This is a genomic window from Nocardioides sp. NPDC004968, from assembly GCF_040608935.1.
Taxonomy (GTDB): Bacteria; Actinomycetota; Actinomycetes; order Propionibacteriales; family Nocardioidaceae; genus Nocardioides.
In genome coordinates this window covers 26,321-44,118 of record NZ_JBEXJF010000029.1, presented here as the reverse complement: position 1 = coordinate 44,118, position 17,798 = coordinate 26,321, and the positions used below count along the sequence as shown (strand labels likewise).

General features: G+C 65.5%; 13 protein-coding genes. 6 read left to right on the top strand and 7 right to left on the bottom strand.

Features of this window, described 5'->3' with window-relative positions; translation table 11 throughout:
* Positions 1–38: 38 nt before the first annotated feature.
* From ABZU72_RS21710 to ABZU72_RS21700, 3 genes are all read left to right on the top strand, one after another.
* Positions 39–860, top strand: coding sequence for an NAD(P)-dependent oxidoreductase (locus ABZU72_RS21710; RefSeq protein WP_355020879.1), 822 nt, complete (start codon positions 39–41; stop codon positions 858–860).
* The gene (locus ABZU72_RS21705) at positions 857–1,570 is read left to right on the top strand and encodes an enoyl-CoA hydratase/isomerase family protein (RefSeq protein WP_355020878.1); all 714 of its coding nucleotides are present in this window, start codon (positions 857–859) and stop codon (positions 1,568–1,570) included. Before ABZU72_RS21710 ends, ABZU72_RS21705 begins: the two co-directional genes overlap by 4 nt.
* Before the next feature lie 118 nt (positions 1,571–1,688).
* A complete protein-coding gene (locus ABZU72_RS21700) occupies positions 1,689–2,156 on the top strand; it encodes a hypothetical protein (protein ID WP_355020877.1) in 468 nt (155 codons plus the stop codon).
* A gap of 40 nt (positions 2,157–2,196) precedes the next feature.
* Here ABZU72_RS21700 and ABZU72_RS21695 read toward each other — a convergent pair whose 3' ends face one another.
* The 3 genes from ABZU72_RS21695 to ABZU72_RS21685 form a co-directional block, all read right to left on the bottom strand.
* Positions 2,197–3,216, bottom strand: coding sequence for a phosphatase domain-containing protein (locus ABZU72_RS21695; RefSeq protein WP_355020876.1), 1,020 nt, complete (start codon positions 3,214–3,216; stop codon positions 2,197–2,199).
* Between the two features lie 64 nt (positions 3,217–3,280).
* The gene (locus ABZU72_RS21690; protein WP_355020875.1) at positions 3,281–3,784 is read right to left on the bottom strand and encodes a hypothetical protein; all 504 of its coding nucleotides are present in this window, start codon (positions 3,782–3,784) and stop codon (positions 3,281–3,283) included.
* A gap of 655 nt (positions 3,785–4,439) precedes the next feature.
* Complete coding sequence (locus ABZU72_RS21685) at positions 4,440–4,754, bottom strand: hypothetical protein (protein WP_355020874.1); 315 nt, start codon at positions 4,752–4,754, stop codon at positions 4,440–4,442.
* A gap of 259 nt (positions 4,755–5,013) precedes the next feature.
* On the opposite strand from ABZU72_RS21685, the gene ABZU72_RS21680 reads away from it, so the two are divergent.
* A complete protein-coding gene (locus ABZU72_RS21680) occupies positions 5,014–5,322 on the top strand; it encodes a hypothetical protein (protein WP_355020873.1) in 309 nt (102 codons plus the stop codon).
* 110 nt (positions 5,323–5,432) lie between these two features.
* Complete coding sequence (locus tag ABZU72_RS21675; protein ID WP_355020872.1) at positions 5,433–5,960, top strand: tyrosine-type recombinase/integrase; 528 nt, start codon at positions 5,433–5,435, stop codon at positions 5,958–5,960.
* 305 nt (positions 5,961–6,265) lie between these two features.
* Here the strand turns inward: ABZU72_RS21675 and ABZU72_RS21670 are convergent, their stop codons facing one another.
* Together ABZU72_RS21670 and ABZU72_RS21665 are read right to left on the bottom strand one after the other, a co-directional pair.
* Positions 6,266–7,780, bottom strand: coding sequence for a sulfatase-like hydrolase/transferase (locus ABZU72_RS21670; protein WP_355020871.1), 1,515 nt, complete (start codon positions 7,778–7,780; stop codon positions 6,266–6,268).
* A gap of 457 nt (positions 7,781–8,237) precedes the next feature.
* Positions 8,238–14,687: an RHS repeat-associated core domain-containing protein gene (locus ABZU72_RS21665; RefSeq protein ID WP_355020870.1), complete on the bottom strand. Its 6,450-nt coding sequence runs from the start codon at positions 14,685–14,687 to the stop codon at positions 8,238–8,240.
* A 533-nt stretch (positions 14,688–15,220) separates the two neighbouring features.
* On the opposite strand from ABZU72_RS21665, the gene ABZU72_RS21660 reads away from it, so the two are divergent.
* A complete protein-coding gene (locus ABZU72_RS21660; RefSeq protein ID WP_355020869.1) occupies positions 15,221–15,934 on the top strand; it encodes a DUF488 family protein in 714 nt (237 codons plus the stop codon).
* A 39-nt stretch (positions 15,935–15,973) separates the two neighbouring features.
* Here the strand turns inward: ABZU72_RS21660 and ABZU72_RS21655 are convergent, their stop codons facing one another.
* Entirely contained in the window at positions 15,974–16,819 is an 846-nt protein-coding gene (locus ABZU72_RS21655) for a hypothetical protein (RefSeq protein ID WP_355020868.1), read from the bottom strand.
* A 385-nt stretch (positions 16,820–17,204) separates the two neighbouring features.
* The gene (locus ABZU72_RS21650; RefSeq protein ID WP_355020867.1) at positions 17,205–17,669 is read right to left on the bottom strand and encodes a hypothetical protein; all 465 of its coding nucleotides are present in this window, start codon (positions 17,667–17,669) and stop codon (positions 17,205–17,207) included.
* Between the last annotated feature and the right edge of the window lie 129 nt (positions 17,670–17,798).

Below are 17,798 nucleotides of genomic sequence, written 5' to 3'. Positions count from 1 at the left end.
CATTGCCACAGCCGTAGACGATCTGTAACGTCCCAGGCATGAGCCTTACTGGACGCACCATCATCATGTCGGGCGGCAGCCGCGGCATCGGCCTGGCCGTAGGCATCGCCGCGGCCAAGCTGGGAGCCAACGTCACGCTGCTGGCGAAGACGGACAAACCCGACCCACGCCTCCCCGGCACCGTTCACACCGCCGCCGCGGAGATCGAGGAAGCGGGCGGTCAGGCGCTGGCAGTGGTGGGCGATGTCCGCGACGAGGCATCGGTGGAGAACGCCGTCGCACAGACCGTCGAGCGATTCGGCGGCATCGACATCGTGCTCAACAACGCCTCCGCGATCGCGCTCGACGGCACCGAAGACCTGCCGATGAAGCGCTTCGACCTGATGACCCAGATCCAGCTCCGCGGGACGTACCTGCTCACGAGCAAGTCGCTTCCCCACCTGCGCGCATCGGCCAACCCGCACATCCTGTCGCTGTCGCCGCCGATCAACCTGTCGCCGCAGTGGCTCGGCGCACACCCGGCGTACACCCTGGCGAAGTACGGAATGAGTCTGCTGACGCTCAGCTGGGCGGCGGAGTACGCCGAGCACGGCATCGCCGCCAACTGCCTGTGGCCGGAGACTCTCATCGCCACGGCCGCTGTGCAGAACCTCCTCGGCGGAGATGCGGCGGTGGAGAGGTCGCGTACGCCCGAGATCGTCGCCGACGCCGCGGTGGAGATCCTGGGGCGCCCCTCGCGTGAGTGCACCGGCAACTCGTTCCTGGATGTGGACGTGCTTCGGGATGCTGGAGTCACGGACTTCTCGAAGTACGGCGGGACCGGCGACCTGGAGTACGACATCTTCGTGGACCGGCCATGACCAGCCTCGTGCGGGAGCGGCGCGGAGACGTCGAGATCCTCCGGCTCAACCGTCCCGAGAAGCGAAACGCCCTCGACACTCCGGCGCTCCGCCTGCTCAACGACGCGTTGAGAGAGCTGTCCGATGACGGCGAGATTCGCGCGGTGGTGCTCTCGACGACATCTCCCGACGCCTTCTGCGCGGGCGCGGACGTCACCGAACCCCTGGACGCGGCGGGCGGAGTCGCCCGGATGGAGGCGTTCGCGGAGCTCTACCAGCTCGTCGAGCAGGTGCCCGTGCCGACGATCGCTGTCGGTGTCGGCAACTGCGTGGGCGCCGGCGCCGAGATCATCGCCGGCTGCGACCTGCGCGTGGCCGGGGACAATCTGAAGCTCGCGTGGGCGGGCGCTCGGCTGGGCGTTCCGGTCGGCCCGGCCCGGCTGACCCAGCTCGTCGGCCTCTCGCGCGCCAAGGAGCTGATCTACACCGGGCGCCCCGTCGGCGCGGATGAGGCTGTCGCGATGGGCCTGGCCCAGCGTACGGCTCCTGCCGGCGAGGCCGAGGCGGTGGCTCTCGAGCTGGCAGGACTCATCGCGCATCAGTCGCCCGACGGGATTCGCACCCTCAAGGAGATGTTTCGCGAGCTCGAGAGCACTGCCCACCGGATCACCTACGAGAACGAACGGCTGATCGACTTCCAGAGGAACAGCGTCGGCTTGCCGCAGGGCTAGCGGGTCCAGGACGTACGACCTAGAGGAAGCCGGCTGTGATCTGTTCGCGATATGGGCGACGGGTGAATGCGACCCTGGTCGGATGGATTTGATGCGGAGGTCGTGTTGAGTTGACGCCATGAGCGTGCGTACTTTCCGGCACACCTCGACGATCGCTGCCCCGCTCGACGAGGTGTGGCGCCGGGTGACCGACTTCGAGGGAATCAACGATGAGCTCATGCCGGTGATGCGCATGCGGGTGCCGCCCGGCCTTCGCGACGCGACGATCGATACCGTGCCGCTCGGGGTCCCTCTGGGCAGGTCCTGGATCTTCTATCTCGGGTTCCTGCCGCTCGAGTACGACGACCTGGTAATCACCGAACTCGCGCCTGGCTCTCACTTCCAGGAAGCCTCCAGCATGGCGTCGATGCGTCGCTGGATGCACCGTCGCGAGCTCCACGCCGTCGACGCCGACCGCACGGAGGTGACCGACGTCGTCGGCTTCGAGCCGCGGCTCCCGCTGCTGGCCAGTCCCCTGGAGCCCGTGATCCGCCGCCTTTTCGTCCACCGGCACCAGCAGCTCGCCCGCCACTTCGCGAACAACTAGAAGGCGGTACGGGTCGCGAGCCCTCGAGGCCGTGCCGTTCTCAGAGGAGGCCGAGACCGGTGGCGTGGCGACGTACCGCCTCGCTGTCGGCGACGAGCACGAGCGGCACCTCGTCGCCCATGGAGCTCCACACGCGCTCGACGCGGCCGTCGTGAGGATCGAGCCGCACCTCGCGGATGTAGACCGCGAGGATCCGCTCAGGATGGCGGCGGACGGCGTCGGCGTAGATCTCCGGATCGTGCTCACCGGAGTCGCCCAAGAGGACGAACGGAAGGCTGGGGTGGAGCGCGAGGACCTCGTCGATGCGCCCGCTCTTCGGCTCCCGGCCGTCGGCGCTGCCGAGCAGATCGCGCAGCAGCAGCGGCCCGCGCGGGAAGTCTCGGTGACGCACGAAGGCGTCCAGGAACGCATGCAGGTTCCACGGGCTGGAGGAGATGTAGAACACCGGGTTCGCGCGGGCGGCAAGGTCGCGGTAGAGCTCGGGCGCGCCAGGGAACGGCGTACGCGTGAGCGCCGATCCGGTGAGGGTCTGACGCACCATCCGCCCGACGCGCTGCACCCCGGTCTCGAGGATCGTGTCGTCGATGTCGGAGATCACGCCGAACTGCGCCTCACCGACAGGCACGCGTACCTCCACCGCGGCTCGGTAGTCGCCGGTCAGACCGCGGTACTCGCCGGCCAGCTCGACGGTGCCGCGCGTCAACGGATCCTCCAGCGTTTCCGGGGCGGGCCGCAGCCGTGCCACGAAGTAGCCCTCGTCATCGGTGACCGCGTCCACCGCGGCATCACCGACGGTGACCCGCAGCGGCACACCCGGCAGCTCGTCGGTCACGAAGTGGCGGATCATGCGGCGTACGGCGGCCCCCGCGCCCTCGCCCTCCACAGCCTCCGAGGGCGGTGGATCGTCGACGACCCGACCGCGTACCACGACCCCCTCGGCACTCCCGTGCCCGCCGTAGCACTCGATCCGGAAGTCCGCCGGAACCCGCGACCCTGCCCGACGGAATCGCGCCGCATCCCACGCTCGCTCCAGCCCGAGCATCCATTGACGTGCCGACATGGCCACAGCCTAGAGTCCGCCCCGTCTCGACGGCTCACCGCCGCGACGGGACCAAGGGACGTGCTCAGCGCGCGTCGCGCGCACCTTGGCGACGAGCACCCTGCGCACGAGAGGACGCGTCACGCTTGAGGCCTCCGGTCGTCCGCGTCGCGTCCCGCCGCGCGCTGGGCACAGGGGTGCCCCCGTCGTTCACGGCAGTTTCACGAGGTGGCCCTGCGCTGGTGGCGGCTCGCGCCGCGGCGATCCGTTCGGCCCGCAGCTCCTGCGAGGCCTTCCTCGCCGCCGCGCTGACCTGTCGACTGACCTGCGCCAACACGGACTCGAAGACCTCCACCTTGGCCCTGGCGCGCTGGTTCTGGTCGTAGGCCTTACCGCGTCCGCCGACACTCTCCACTGCGGCGCTGGCACCGCGACGGTAGACCTTCATGTGCTTGCTGCGCTCGCGTCTCACCCGCTCATGAAGCTCGAGGAGCTGGTCCTCGTCGAGCTCGCGCAGGACAGCAGGGTCCGCCTCACGGACGAGAGCTGCTTCCTTCTCGGTCAGGGAATTCAGCAAAGCCTTGTTCACAGGACCCTCCGGTGTCTTCGACGACTGCGCCGCCCCCGGTTGACGCCCACGGCGCAAGCCCATGCTACGCCCGGCACAGGGCCCCGGTCTGGCGTTCAGGACCCTCCGGGGCACGACGGGGGCACAAGGCGAAGAGACAGGCGAGCGGAAAGCAGAAACCCGGCCCGTTCAGCAACGAATTGCCTACTGAGACCGGGTTTTCACCTGGTGGAGCTGAGGGATTCGAACCCCTGGCCTTCTCATTGCGAAGGCGTGTCATCCCATGGCATCGGTGTTTTCCCGCGTGAGGTGCTAATGCATACGTTGCATTCCGACACCCCAATTTCGACGCCGGGGGCACCTGGGGGCACAAATCCAATCCACCCACCAAGTCCGTATCGCGGGGGCGGAGCGTCACCCGATCCGGCATCTGGCCCCTTTGGCGGGGGTCTGGGGCTGCCCCACGCTGCCTAACTACATCGGCCTGGGAAGCATCGCAGGGAATGTCCCTGCCGGTAGCGGCGGCCCCCTCCCCCTCGTCGCCAGCCTCCTGCTGTGCCTGGCGGCCGACGTGACGGTGATCGCCGGTAGCACGGAATACGTACGCAACGATGCGGGTCCGGTCGTCGAGCTGCTGAACGGGTCGGCCTGGTCGGCATCGTGGTGCAGGGTCCCCCTACTTCTCGCGCCGGTCCTTCGTGCGGGTGTTCTCAAGTCCTCGGGGGCGGGACGTGTCGTCCGGGTGCGCTCGTGCCCACGACCTCTTGGTCATGACCATGTGGCGTACTTTCTCGTCGGGATCGTGCCGGAGTACCTCGAGCACGCTCAGCGGCACGGTCTTGTTCTGGGCCACCCAGAAACACATGTCTGGGAACCGCTCGATCACGTCGCGCCAGGTGGTCTCGGACGCTTCGTCACGAGCGGCACGGTTGTAGTCGGCTGGGTCGTCGCTGGTGCGCAGCCGAACGAACTGCTCCGCTGAGTCGATCACGGAGTCATCGTGACATAGGCCGGACGGCTGGCGGGTTGGGTCGATCTGGTCGACGACTGAAGAGTGAGCGCTTGGTCTACGGACTGGGCGCTCTTCTTCATTTGCGCGGCACGTAGGGGGACCGGCCGCCAGGCCGCACGCCCCCGGAGGCCGCGCACGCGGCCGGAGGCCGCCTTGAGTCAGCAGAGAAAGTTCTCACGAAACCGGTCGGGGTGACCTTCTGACCCGGGTCGCCCAAGAGGAGGCGATACTCGACCCCGTGACGAACATGCGGTCCGACGTGATGCTGTCGATGATGCGCGCCCTCTGGGAGCAGGTCACGGCCGACCTGCGTGGCGTGGCCGTGCAGTACGAAGGCTCCTCGGAGGAAGGCACGATCGAAGGTCGCTTCTTGTACGAGGGCGACGTCGGCGAGGTGCAAGAGGAGTGCGTTTCCCTGGCCGAGACATACTGCATCGCTGACTACCCGCCCGAGGTGTCCGTGAGGTTCCGGGCAATCCCTCACTCGACCCGCGATCTGTTGCACGGTGAGCACTGGGTGTTCCTTCGCTGGGAGCCGGAACTCTGACCGAATCTTGCCGCCGAGACGCGCCGGTCGACCAAGTCATCAGCCCCCGGGTCGGACGACTCGATCTATCCGGTGCGCTGCGTCTTCGGGGGCCGTCTCGCGCCATAACCGTGGCCGACCTCGTCGAGGTTCCGACCCCTGGCCTCCGCGTTCGTCGCTCCCGCACAGAGGGTCACGAGACCAAGTCCACCAAGGGGCGGCGCTCTCGTCGGGTCCCCCTGGCGAACCGCGTACTTCCGCTGGTGCAACAGATGACAACCGGCAAGAAGGCCAACGATCTTCTGTTCACCACCGACACCGGGGCCACCCTCCACCGAGGCGCCGTCACCCGAACCTTGAAGTGGGAGCAGACCGGCCAGGGGCGACGGCTTCACGACCTCCGCCACACGGCTGCTTGCCTGTGGTTGGCTCGCGGCGTCGACGTCGGGACGGTCAAGGAGTGGATGGGTCACGAGTCCATCGCGACCACGAACCTCTACCTGCACTTCCTCGGCACGGGTGCTGACGCGGCGGGCCTGGACCGGCTCAACGACACCGGCCACAGGGGTGCTCAGAAGCCTCCGGAGGGCACCAGGAGGGGCCACATGACGAGGAGACGGGCGAATGACAAGCAAGAAACCCGGCCTTCGCTGCGGTGAAGATGCAGGTCAGAACCGGGTTTCAGGTGGTGGAGCTGAGGGGATTCGAACCCCTGGCCTTCTCATTGCACTGAGCCCGATTCATCGACGCCGACTTCTCGGCGTCTCTGGGTGACTCTTGGGCTCTTTCGGCCTCCGACCAGCGATGACGTTCGACATCGTCCAGTGTTTCGAGAATCCACTCTAGCCCGCTCAACCCGTCTCGATGCGTCTCGGTAGATCCGAAGTGTTGAGGTTTTGTTGAGCCGAAGTCGATCTCCGGCTCCTTCGAACGAAACTAGGAGCCCCTGCAGCGATCGGCGGACCTAGGCAGGACTCGGCGTGGCCAGTGTGGCCGAGTAGGTCTTCGGGCAGGTGCTGCCGGAGCAGGACCTGTACTTCGCCTCGATCGTCTTTAGTTGCGCGATGACCTTGGTGTAGCGCGGGTCGCCGGCCAGATTGCGGGTCTCGTACGGATCGACGGAGCGGTCGTAGAGGATCGGAGTGCCGGTCGCGGTGACCGTGACATAGGTGTAGCTCCCGTAGCGGATGCCGCGGTACTTGGTGGTCGTCCCGCCCGAGGGCGGCCACGCGGCGACCGGGATCGGCCGGTAGAGCGTCTTGCCCGCGGTCACGCTCGCCGCGAGCACCCGAGTGATGTCGACGCCGTCCTGGGCGCGCCCCGGAGTCGCGCGGCCGAGCGCCGCCACCGTGGTGGCGATGTCAGGGTTGCCGACCGCGGACCCGACCTTCCGGTTCTTCGGGACCCCCGGGCCAACGACCACGAGCGGGATCCGCGAGGCCTGCGAGGTCTCCCAGAACTTGTTGAGACGGTTGTGTTGGCCGGTGGTGTAGCCGTTGTCCCCGGAGAAGATGATCACGGTACGCCGGTACTGACCGCTGCTCTTCAGGTGAGCGATCGTGCGGGCAACCGCCCGGTCCACCGACTGCGCGGCCTCGAGGCGCTGCTGGTAGACGTAGCGCATCACCCGCTGCTGCGCCACGGTGTAGGACGGCCCCGCGGTGACCTGCCCCGGGCCGGCGTAGAACATGTTGGGAGTCGTCGGGAGCTCGAGGCCGCTGAACCTGCCCTTGTCCGAGGCCATCGGCCTGGTGTTCTCCAGCCACAGCGACGGCTGGTTCGGATAGCGCTTCTTCGGGTCGCTGCCCTCGACCGGTCCTCCGGCATGCGGGGCCACGTAGTTGACCCACAGGAACCACGGCTTCTTCCCGCCGATGTTGGTCCCGGCCTTCTTGATCATCTTGATCGACCGGTTCTGCAACACCACCGAGCTGTACACACCAGGGCTCTCGATCGTGCCGTTGTTGTTGATCTTCGGGCTCGACAGGTTGTAGGTCGAAGGGTCGATCGTCGCCTGCCAGTCATCCCACCCCGGCTCGCCGCTGGAGTAGCGCTCGGATCCCTTGCCGTAGCCGTTGAGGTACTTCCCCAGGAACATCGTGCGGTAGCCGGCTTTGTCCATCCACACCGGAAGCGTGTTCCGCCGCCCCGTGAACCCCTTATAGCCGCCGTTGGTCCCCGAGATAGACCAGTCCCTGTGGTTGTGGGCGTACTTCCCGGTCAACAGGCTCGCCCGCGCCGGCACACACAACGGCGTCGGCGCCACCCCATCGGTGAACGTCGTCCCCTGCTGCACCAGCAGCTTCTGCACGTTCGGCATGTACTTGATGTCGGTCGCCGCCAGGTCGTCGACGTTGATCATCAACACGCTCGGCCGCCCCGACTCCAACCGCCCCGGCAGCGCCGCCGCCACCGCCGTCGACATCGGCCCGCACAGCACGGCCACCGAGCTCGCCACCGCCACGGTCGCGATCGACACCCGCCCATGTCTAAGCACGCGCTTCAACGCCACCCCAGCACTCATGAACCAACCCGCCTCATCAAGTAGGTCACACTCAAATGCTCCGCAATCCCGCTGGACTCGGACCTGATTGGTCCGATGTCCGCCGCACCGAGAACCGATACAGAATCCCCGCCGAAGTCCGCGTTCTCCGACGGAATTCGATCAGCCCTATCACCAGGCCGAAAGCGAATCCCGCCAGGGAAACCGATTCGGGATCGATCCATTCATTTTCCGACGCCTCCCTACGACCGATCCGAGTGCTGCGAAATCTGCTTGGCGAACCGGGCGCTCAAGACGATGGCAATGACCACCCACAGGAACGCAAGTGCGTACTGCCCGTTGACCAAAAGGGCCACGGATAACAGCATGGATACAAAGCAGAGTATGGCACCAAGAACTAGTTGAATGATTCTCCAGATCTTGCTGCGATCGGTCAGCATCGGACAACCCAAATCGATGGCGCATAGAACTTCTTGATAGAGCGGCTAGCAATGTACTTTCTTCCCGCGAAGTTGATCACCACACACTTCCCTCGAAGGGCGGCGTATGACGCTACGCTCGAGAGGTAAAAGAAGTAACCCTCGACGATCGTCCACGCTGCCCACACCCATCCGCTCATCTTGATCTTCCCTCCTACCCAACTCAGCGCTCCAAACGTGATCCCGGTTCCCCACGCGAGGTTGGCCGTTTCAGACCTGTTCAGCTTGAGGTTCACCCACCAGACTGGTGACCAGAAGTTGAATGAGTAACTGGTTATCCGGATTTTCCCAGTGAGGTCCAGTTCGTTCACAGGGTCGGCAGGATAGTTATACGCGTTAGCGTTTCCGCCAAGGACGGGGTCTGGTGACAGGAACAGGCCGGTAGATGGACTGTAGAGTCGCGCGCCCATGCTGACGATGCCTCCAATGGTGTCACCGCCAGCGGGACGCTGGTGAGTTCCGAGATATCCGTAGCGTCGATCAACGCCCTCGTCGTCGATGGAGTTACCGAACTCGTCGGTTTCGGCGTAACTCAGTGCACCGGTATCTGTGTCCATGGTGGCAACGATGTCGCCATGGAGGTTCGCGAGTTGCAGCGTCGTGGCGGTAGCAGATACCTCGGCGACGTTCCCCACACCCGGCACTGTCACATACCGCTGCGACGCCCAAGACTCGCCGCCATCAGTCGTTGTTGATATGTAAGAGGGAATATCACCCGAACCGGGGTACTCATATCGGACACGGCTTGCTTCCTGTCCGTCGATAGTCGACGCCACAGTCGTGACACGTCCGGCGGGGTCGAGGGTGTAATCACGGCCGTCAGTTCGCGTGGTGACAGTGCCGTCTGCAGCAGTGCTCTGAAACTGCTGAGTCATCGACTTGACCATGTCGTTGGCGTGATAGGTCACCTGCAGCGGTCCTGACCCACCTCCGCTGTTGGAATCGACCGCAGGAACGGTCAGCGTTCGCCCAAGTGGGTCATAGGCATACCCGTCATTGGTAATACGGTTGGCCGAGTCGTACGTGTTGGACTTCGAGGTCGCCATCGTCGTGGCCTGACAAGCGCCTGCTCCGTCGCCTGTCGTCGAGTCACCCTGCGCCGGACCGAACGTTGTCAGGCTGGTGCGTTCAGACGCCTGGCTGAAGCTGTATGCACGAGTGGTGCATGCACCCTCGCGGGTGTCTTCGACCGTGGTGAGTCGGCCGATCGAGTCGTAGCCGAAGTTCTGAGTCGAGGCTGCCGAACTGTAGCCGAGGACGCGGCCATCGACGTCGGTAGTGGCGGCGAATCCAACCAACTCGGTCGGCACGCCACCGACGTTGGTGGTGTAGCTGAGCGCGGTCGGAGCTCCCGACTCGTTGTAGCCATGGGTTGCCGTCATGCCGTTGGGATAGGCGACCTCGGCGATCTGGCCCCTCGCATCGCGCCTGATCGTCAAGATGTCGTTGGTGCCCGCGGGAAGGTCGAGGTCAACGCCGGTCAGCAGGTTTCGGTGTTCGCCGGTCGGCTGGTCATAGCTGTATTCATAAAGACTGCGACCATCGTTGAACGTGGCGACGGCACCACCGCTTGTGTAGGTGGTGACTGCCTCGAGGCCCGCTGCATCCTTCGATGTCCACTCGCGGCCCCAGGTGTCCGTGGTCGCGGAAATCGTGTTCGTGGCGTCGCCCATCGACGCCGGCATTCCGGTCGCCGGGTTGTAGATGACGGTGGTGTCGATAGTCTCGTTGGTCGCGCCCCCGCCAGTGACCTGGACTCGACTGCTGGTCGGGCGTCCGAGCTTGTCGTAGCCGGTCGCAGTGGTCCGGGTGACGGCCGCCGACGTCTCCACGACGATCGTCGGCTGCAGGTCGGCGTTGTAGTCGGAATGGTGTTTGACCGGGATCGGCTGACCGATAGGCTGCCCAGCGGGACCGGTCTTGCAAGGCAGGCCGTCCCACCCGGCACGGTTCGCGTGACCAGTGATGTCGCAGTCGGGGTCCGAGTGGTTCTTCGAGTAGTAGGAAAACACGGTCGCATGCGCGTCCGCCCCGGCGCCAGAGGCGGAGGTAGCGCCGCCCGGCTGACGGGTCTCGACTTGGCGGCCGTCGGTGTCGTAGCGGTCGAGGGCGGTCTCGCGCCAAGTGCCATCGGCGAGCTTGACCAGGGTCTTGGTCGGGGTGCCGGACTTCCAGCCGTTGCCGTCACCACTCACCAGCGGGGAGTACTCGGCGCGACTGACGTGCTCGTCAAAGACCTCGGTCATGTCCGGGTTGGTCGCGTAGCGGTGGGTCTGGACGACCATGTCGAAGGAGGTCTTGCCCTCAGGATAGGCGGGCTTGGCGCCGCCGCCGAGGGTGGGTTCTTCGTCGTCGTAGTCATTGAGAGTGGCGGAGCGGTAGGTTCCGGTCGTGCCGTCCTTCAGTGTCGCGGTCTGAACGGGGCCGTACTCGGCCTCTACGCGGGTGCCGGCCGTGTTGAACTCGGTGATCACCGAGGCATTCAAAGCAGCGGCCCGCTGTTCCTCCGCCACCGTGCTGGTGGCGAGGGCGGCGTGGCGCCCGGCACCGTCGAGGCTGCGGATGGTGTTGCCGTGTTCGTCGTACCAACTGGTGTCGACCAACCACACCGGGTCGCCCTCGACATTGGCGTGGACGGCGGTGTTGGTGGTCGTGCCAGCCGAGTCGGTGTACCAGAGCTGGGCGTGCTCGATCTCGGCGGCGGTCGGGTTCTTCCGGTCGGCGGGGACCTTGGTCGGGTCGAAGACCGCGAACGCCTTGACCGGGGCCACTTCCTGGCCCCAGCGGGCGATCGTGTCGGTGGTCATGTCGGTGAGGCCGGGGCGTGTCGGGGCGAGGTCGTAGGCGATGGACCAGGTTGCAATGCCACCGCTGGTGGTGTTCTCGTCCTGGGCACGCGTGACGGTGGCGAGTCGGCCGGTGGTGTCGTAGTGGAACTCCCACGGCTTCTGGCCCGGTGGGGTCATCTTCGCCAGTAGCGTCCGGGATGCGACGGTGGTCGTGTCGTAGGCGTAACTCGAGCACAGGGACGGAAGCGCACCGGCTGAATCGGGGTCGATGCCGCAGACCTTGGTGAGCAGACCATCCGTGTAGGTGTAGGTCGCCACCGTCTCGGTCGCGGTCGTGCCGTCAGGGTTGACGGTGAGCCGGTCGATCTTGGAGACCCGCCTTGCATCCCCGGTGCCGGTATAGGTGAGCTTCAGCCCGCGGCAGCCGGGCTCCTGGGTCTGCTCGGTGCAGGTCGTGGCCACACCTGGCGAGGTCTGGGCAATCCAGGTCGGATACTCGGCACCGCCGGCAGGGTCGAAGGTGAACTCAGCCTCCGGGTCTGCCGTGTCGCTCTCCTGGCTGGTCGACTCGGCCAGGACCCACTCCGCCTCCGTGGTGTCCCAGATCCAGTTCGTGACCGCCCCCTGCAGCCTGGTCAGCGTGATCGTGTCCGGATCGGCGGTTGGGTCGAGCACGAGCCGTGATCCGTCATCCACACCGGCAGGCTTGAACTCCAGTGGACTGGTCGGGGCGGTGACGTCGGCGTCCGGGTCGACGGGGGTGAACATCTGCGATGAACCACCGGCGGTGACCAGCACGATCGTACGGTCCAGGGAACGGTGGTCGACGATCTCGGCACCGGTGTCTCCGGCCGCGATCAGCGTCGTGGACCAGCCCGGCCCGAAGGCACCCGTGGTGCCGTTGATCAAGGTCGAGCCGTCCAGGGTGGCGTAGGTGCGTCCGACACCGGCGGCAGTGTCCACCGCATCCGGTTCGGTGATGGTCGCCTCGCCAGTGGTCAGCGCGACGGATGCGGGGCCGACCTCGGTGGTCGGGAAGTTCCCACCGAAGGCCGAGGGCACGAGCTGGACCGGCCGGGCGGACGAGCACACCGTGGATGGCGTTCCGGAGTAGGTGAAGCAGGTGCGCAGCTCGATGCGAGTCGGTGCCTTCAGCAGCGCATTCGGATCACCGGTCGTCGGGGCCGGTTGGGTGGACGCGTCCCAGACCAGGTTCGGGGTCGTCGAGGTCCCGGACGCCTCGGAGACCGTGCCCGACCATGCGGACCCGCTGGTCGTGGTCGCGCCCTCGACGTCCTTCCATGTGCTTTCGCCGGCATAGCGCCAGCCGAGCTCGGCACCGGTCGCGTTGGGAGGACCGGATGCCTTGACTGCGAAGACACCGGTGGAGCGGTCATCACTGTTCGGGGAGAGCAGCGAGGCGGCGCCGACTCCGAACGTGAAGGTCGCGGTCGTGCCGAGGTTGCCGGCCTTGTCTGTCGGTGTGACCTTGAGCGTGTGCGCGCCGTTGGTCGGCAACCAGGAGAGCGTGGCGTCGCCGCTGGTGTTCGCGGTCATGGTGGTGGCGGCGCCGTTGTCCTTGACCACCGAGAACGACTTCGTGTCCGTGGGGCCGTTGAACGTGAAGGTGTTCGACGCCGGCGCCTGGGTCGTCCAGGTCCCGTTGGTGAACCCGGATGCGGTGATCGTCGCGGCGGGCTTGGTCGTATCGACTGTGAACGTCTTCGATGCCGAGTAGCTCTTGGACCAATCCGTCCCGTCAGCGGCACGCGCCCGCACCGTATAGGCCGACCCATTGGTCAGTTTGCCCGTTGGGATCGTGGCGCAGACATTCGTGCCGGAGGAGACTGCGTTGGCCACTGCTGCGGTCCATGTCCATATCGCGGTCCCGGACGCGGTCGAGCCGGCGTAGACCTCCAACGAGCCACGCAGCTTCGCCCCGGCATCGGGATCGGAGACCGTGAAGCAGACCTTCGGGGTCAACGTGGTGACGTACGGTGCCGTGCCCGGCGACGCCACCGGAGTGCTAGTGGTGCCGGGGTAGGAGTTGTAGGTGACCACCAGCTTCGGGTGCAGGCTGGTGCTGGTGGTGTAGTTCGCCGACCGGTAGCGGCGCCAGGTGTTGCTCGAGGTCTCGTCGACCGCCTTGATCCGCAGCCCGTAGTTCGGGAACCCGTCGTGCCACCCGGTGACCATGTCGGTCAGGTCCCAGGTCGCGTCTCCTGCCGGACAGGTCGAGTTAGCGCCGTAGGCAGTGCTGAGATCGGCGTACTTCTCGGCCCCCACGTTGGGCTGGTTGCTCCAGGTCAGGTCAGGTAGCGTCCAGTCACTGAGTACACGGCTGACCCGGATCGCAGAGCCCGTACAGGTCTCGGACTGCCAGTTCCGCAACGTGAGCTTCGCCGACAGGACGTGGCGGCCCTCCCACAACGCGTCACCGTCGTTGAACCTCATGAACGTACGCGCCTTGTGGGCGCCACCGTCATAGGTGCCGGCCCGCAGCTCTTGCGAGGAGGTCTGGCCGGACTGGTAGTCGGGGTACTGGACCCAGGTGTCGGCGTTCGGGTCGACCGTGAACGACGGGTCCACCGTCACCGGCCCGGCAGCCGCCGTTGCAAGCACGTCGGCCGGGATCGTCAGAGCGACCCGGGAGACCGCGCGCGACTTCACTGTCGCCTTTGAGGACGGCTTGGTGACCTTGACCTTGGCCTGGTGAACGTGGGCCTTGCCATCGTCGACCGGCTCTCCACCGGCCCCGATCTTCCGCTTCGGCGCCTTCTTGTTGTGGACCTTCAGCGCCTTCGTCGCCGGATCGAACTCATCCGGGCCCGGCGTGGTGGCATCCCACATCACCGGGGAGGGGGCAATCGCCAAGTTCTTCGCCCTTTTGCCCTCCCCGGCGGTGATCCGCAGACCGCCCTGGTCGGTCTCAACCACCCGAGCCGCATCAGTCTTCCCGTCCTTCTCGGCGGTCATATCGGTGACCGTCAGGCCCAGGTCCAGATCTGTCGCGGCGCTCGCAGTTTCGGCGTCGTCCTGGTGGATCACCCACCAGTGCTCGAAGCCCGTGCCCGACGCGCGCACCACCAGGTCAACCCGCATCGTTCCGTCCACGATCACATTCGCGTACACAGCGGTGTCCTCGGTGACGACGGGCTGACCGAACTCCACCGGCGCACCAGTACCGATCCCGTCCTCGAGGTCGTCCAGGCCGAAGCGGAGCTCGTGGCCACCGATGTTGAGCGAGGCAAACCACTCCGTACCGCCATCGGTGAGGGTCATGTCCTGCAGCACCGTGTGCGCCGGCTTCCAACCAACGGGCTTCGCTACCAGAGTCGGGTCGATCAGGTTCCAACCCTCGACGCCGTCCGCTCCGACCGGACCGTCTTGGACCTGCTCGGGCTCCGACGCCGTCTCCGAGGACCAGGTGCCATCGGGGTGGGCGAAGACACGCGTCGAATCGGTGCGCTTCGAGACGTCCTCTACAGCCACACCAGAGGTCTGCGCCGCCACCGCAGCGGACACGGCATCCGGGCGTCCCGGCCGATCATCGAGATCACCCGATCCCAGATCAGCGTCATCGACGGACCGGACAGACACCGCGGCCGCCGGCATTGTTGGAACCCATAGGCCGAGCACTGTCACAGCGACCGACAGCACACCGACCAAAGCGGCCAGCACCCCGGGACGGACGTGGCGTGGACCGACGAAGGCGAGGTCGACGCGCAGGGCAGACCAACGACTCGACAGTCTCCGGTGGGCAGCCGCGACTACATGAGGGCAGGGGAGGTTCAACGAGACTCCTGGCAAAGAATCGGACAGCTAGTAACGCGTCTCCGATCCCGAGCCGGCGAGCAAGACAGAAGTTAGCCCCCGGGGGCATGTCGCCGCAGAGGTTCAGGCCTCTGTTAACCAGTTGTACATCAAGCGCGGGGTCGACCGGCGAGTAGGCCGGTGAGTCCGGGGCCGACGTAGGCCAGGGCCGATACAAATCCGAGCCCACGTAATCCGGACCCACGCAATCCGGGCCGATGTACCGCTCCTCGAATGGGAACCGCGGTACAGACGACCGCCGGCATGGAGGCACTCATCCCGGGCGGTCGAACTCACGGCCTGGGTAGTAATTATTTACTGATACCATGATGAGCATGCGCGTTGGCCGACCTTCAAAGGGCTCCCTCGGTGTCTCCGGGATCGGCCAGGCGGTGATCGATCACCGACGGGCAGCCGGGATCAGCCGCGCCACGCTCGCCGCGAACGCAGGGCTCTCGTCCAACACGCTGATGAAGGTCGAGCAAGGGCAGACGCGGGATCCAGGCGTGTTGAAGGTCGCTGCGCTCTGTCGTGCGTTGTCCGTCTCGATCGACGCCTTGATGCGGGACGCCGAACGCAATCAACTACCTCAGGAGATACCCGGAATGACTCACGGAATCGTCTCGGTCGGATACGAAGGGCGAACGATCGACGAGTTCGTCGCCGAACTGGCGCACGCCGGGGTCCAGACGGTGGTCGACGTTCGGCTCAACGCGATCAGCCGAAAGGCCGGCTTCTCGAAGACTCGACTGCGTGAGGCTCTGGTGACTGCGGGCATCACTTACCGCCACATGCGCAGCCTCGGGAACGCAAAAGACAACCGTTTGCCGTTCCGGGAGGGCCGAGTCGATGAGGGACAGCGCGTCTTCCGGGAAGCCCTGAAGTCGCCCGAGGCTGAATCCTCACTCGAAGAACTCTCGACGTTGGTGCGCGACCAGGTCGTTGCGGTGCTCTGTTTCGAGACCGATGTCGAGAAGTGTCACCGCAAGGTGATCATCGATGAAGTGGTTGGTGCGACGGACGTGCCCGTCGCCGCGCTTCCTGTCTAGGACAACCTTTCCGGGCACGGCGTGTCCGGAACTACCTGTCTAGGAGTCCTTCTTCGGGTAGTAGGCACCGAGGATGCTGAATGTCTGTGGGCGTTTGGCTTGGTTGCCGACGTAGAACGCGACGTCGTTCTCGGGGGCGCAGATCTCGTCGAAGAAGCGCGTCCGGATCGCTGCTTGGACTTCGGCCTCTGATCGGTTTCGCAGATTGCGTTGTAGGGCGACGAACTCCCAGTCGATGATCGACTGCTCGTGGGTCCCGCACTTCGGGTCAGCGCATCGCCATTTGTAGTAGCCCTTGAAACGTGGTGCCTCAAGCGCCGTCTTGTCGTGGGGATCGTCGAAGACGTCGAGTTCGAGTTGGTTGACGTAGGCGTCGATCTTCGCCAGCTCGTCCTTGCTCCAACCGGGGTGTCGTTCCAAGCGGAAGCCGAGGATCTCGGTTGGCCGTACCAACGAAAGTGATTGGGCTCTGGCGTCGGCAGCCGCGTCTGCACGGATGCGGCACATCGAGGTGTCGATGATCGGCTCGAGAAGTTGTTGCCGCTGCTTCCATGGTGGGAGCTGCTTCTCGATGCGAAGAGTCGCCATGTTGGGACGCCAAGACTCAAGCCGAGCCTCGCCAGCAGGCTGACACTCGACCGTGACGACGTCGTACTTCTTGAACTTCGCCGTCGCCGACGGTAGGTGTCGGAAGTTGATGGGATATAGCCGGATCCACCCGGTCACGCCAAGGTCGCCGAGCAAGACGCCAGCCACACAGACGGTCTCGCCGTGGGCGGCCGAGGGGTTAGGAGCGGCCTTCACGGTGATTAACACACGGTGTCTCGCCGGACCGGTCGGCTTCGTAGTCGGATGGTTGAAGGTATCGCCGAAAAGCGTCTCCATCGCCTGCTCCGTCTCGCACGCTCCATCTGCCCACAATCGAAGGTAGTCGGTTCCATCGATCCTTATCGTCGATTTGCTCTCACTGACCTCAGGCGGACGACCTGGACCAGAACCCGGCGACCAGGTCGGTCTGCACGGCGCCCAGCCCGCGATCAGGGAAGCCAGGCGAGTCAACGGTGCGTCAATCAGGGCCGGCCCCGGGTGAGCTCAAGGGCATCCAGAAAGACTTCTGGGGAGCACCAGAGTGAGCTTCACTGTCTGCCATGTCTGATCGGTGACTGTCGACGGCCAATGACCGATGCCAAAATCGATCCTGACCAGCCCCTACACACCTTCCGAAACCGTCGGCACCCATGCGACCGTCGTCAGCACAGGCGAACGGTGGTCAACAACCCACCTCGACCGCGGGCAGGGTGAAGGTGCCGTGGGTGATCCGACCGACCATCGAGTGCGCCGTGACGAGGCTGTTGACCGTGCTCTGGTATCGCACGTCTTCGACAATCTGACCCAGCGCGATCCGCACGATGAACTCGTCGAGCAGCACCTGCATCGCGTCCGGTGAGTCAACGATCCAGTCGATGACCTCTTGGGCTTCCTGTACCGAGATGCTCTCCTGGACCTTCCGAAGCAGTTCGGCCGTGGTCATCGGCCGCCGCGACAGGCCTTCTGTTTGGGCTGATAGCGGCGCGCGGCGCGGCTTGGGCGTCGTCCGACGCGCATGCGCACGGTTGCGGCACTGCGGACTGCAATACAGTCGCGGACGGCCTCGGCCGCCCTTACGCGGGAACTCCCGACCGCATGCCACGCAGGTCTTGGTCTTTCGCGTCTGACTCACGTCCAGCAGGTGCACCCCACACTCCGCTCAGTGGCGAAATTCCTCGATCTGCCAACCGTGTGAAAAGGATGAGCGGGCATATAGCGAACGAGTACTTCGCCGATCGACACCAGTGGCTACATGGGTTCGAGGCATTCACAGCGC

Coding starts and splice junctions, on each gene's coding strand:
- ABZU72_RS21710 (WP_355020879.1), top strand. CDS start 39: ATGAGCCTTACTGGACGCACCATCATCATGTCGGGCGGCAGCCGCGGC.
- ABZU72_RS21700 (WP_355020877.1), top strand. CDS start 1,689: ATGAGCGTGCGTACTTTCCGGCACACCTCGACGATCGCTGCCCCGCTC.
- ABZU72_RS21665 (WP_355020870.1), bottom strand. CDS start 14,687: ATGCCGGCGGCCGCGGTGTCTGTCCGGTCCGTCGATGACGCTGATCTG.
- ABZU72_RS21695 (WP_355020876.1), bottom strand. CDS start 3,216: ATGTCGGCACGTCAATGGATGCTCGGGCTGGAGCGAGCGTGGGATGCG.
- ABZU72_RS21655 (WP_355020868.1), bottom strand. CDS start 16,819: ATGGAGACGCTTTTCGGCGATACCTTCAACCATCCGACTACGAAGCCG.
- ABZU72_RS21660 (WP_355020869.1), top strand. CDS start 15,221: ATGCGCGTTGGCCGACCTTCAAAGGGCTCCCTCGGTGTCTCCGGGATC.
- ABZU72_RS21705 (WP_355020878.1), top strand. CDS start 857: ATGACCAGCCTCGTGCGGGAGCGGCGCGGAGACGTCGAGATCCTCCGG.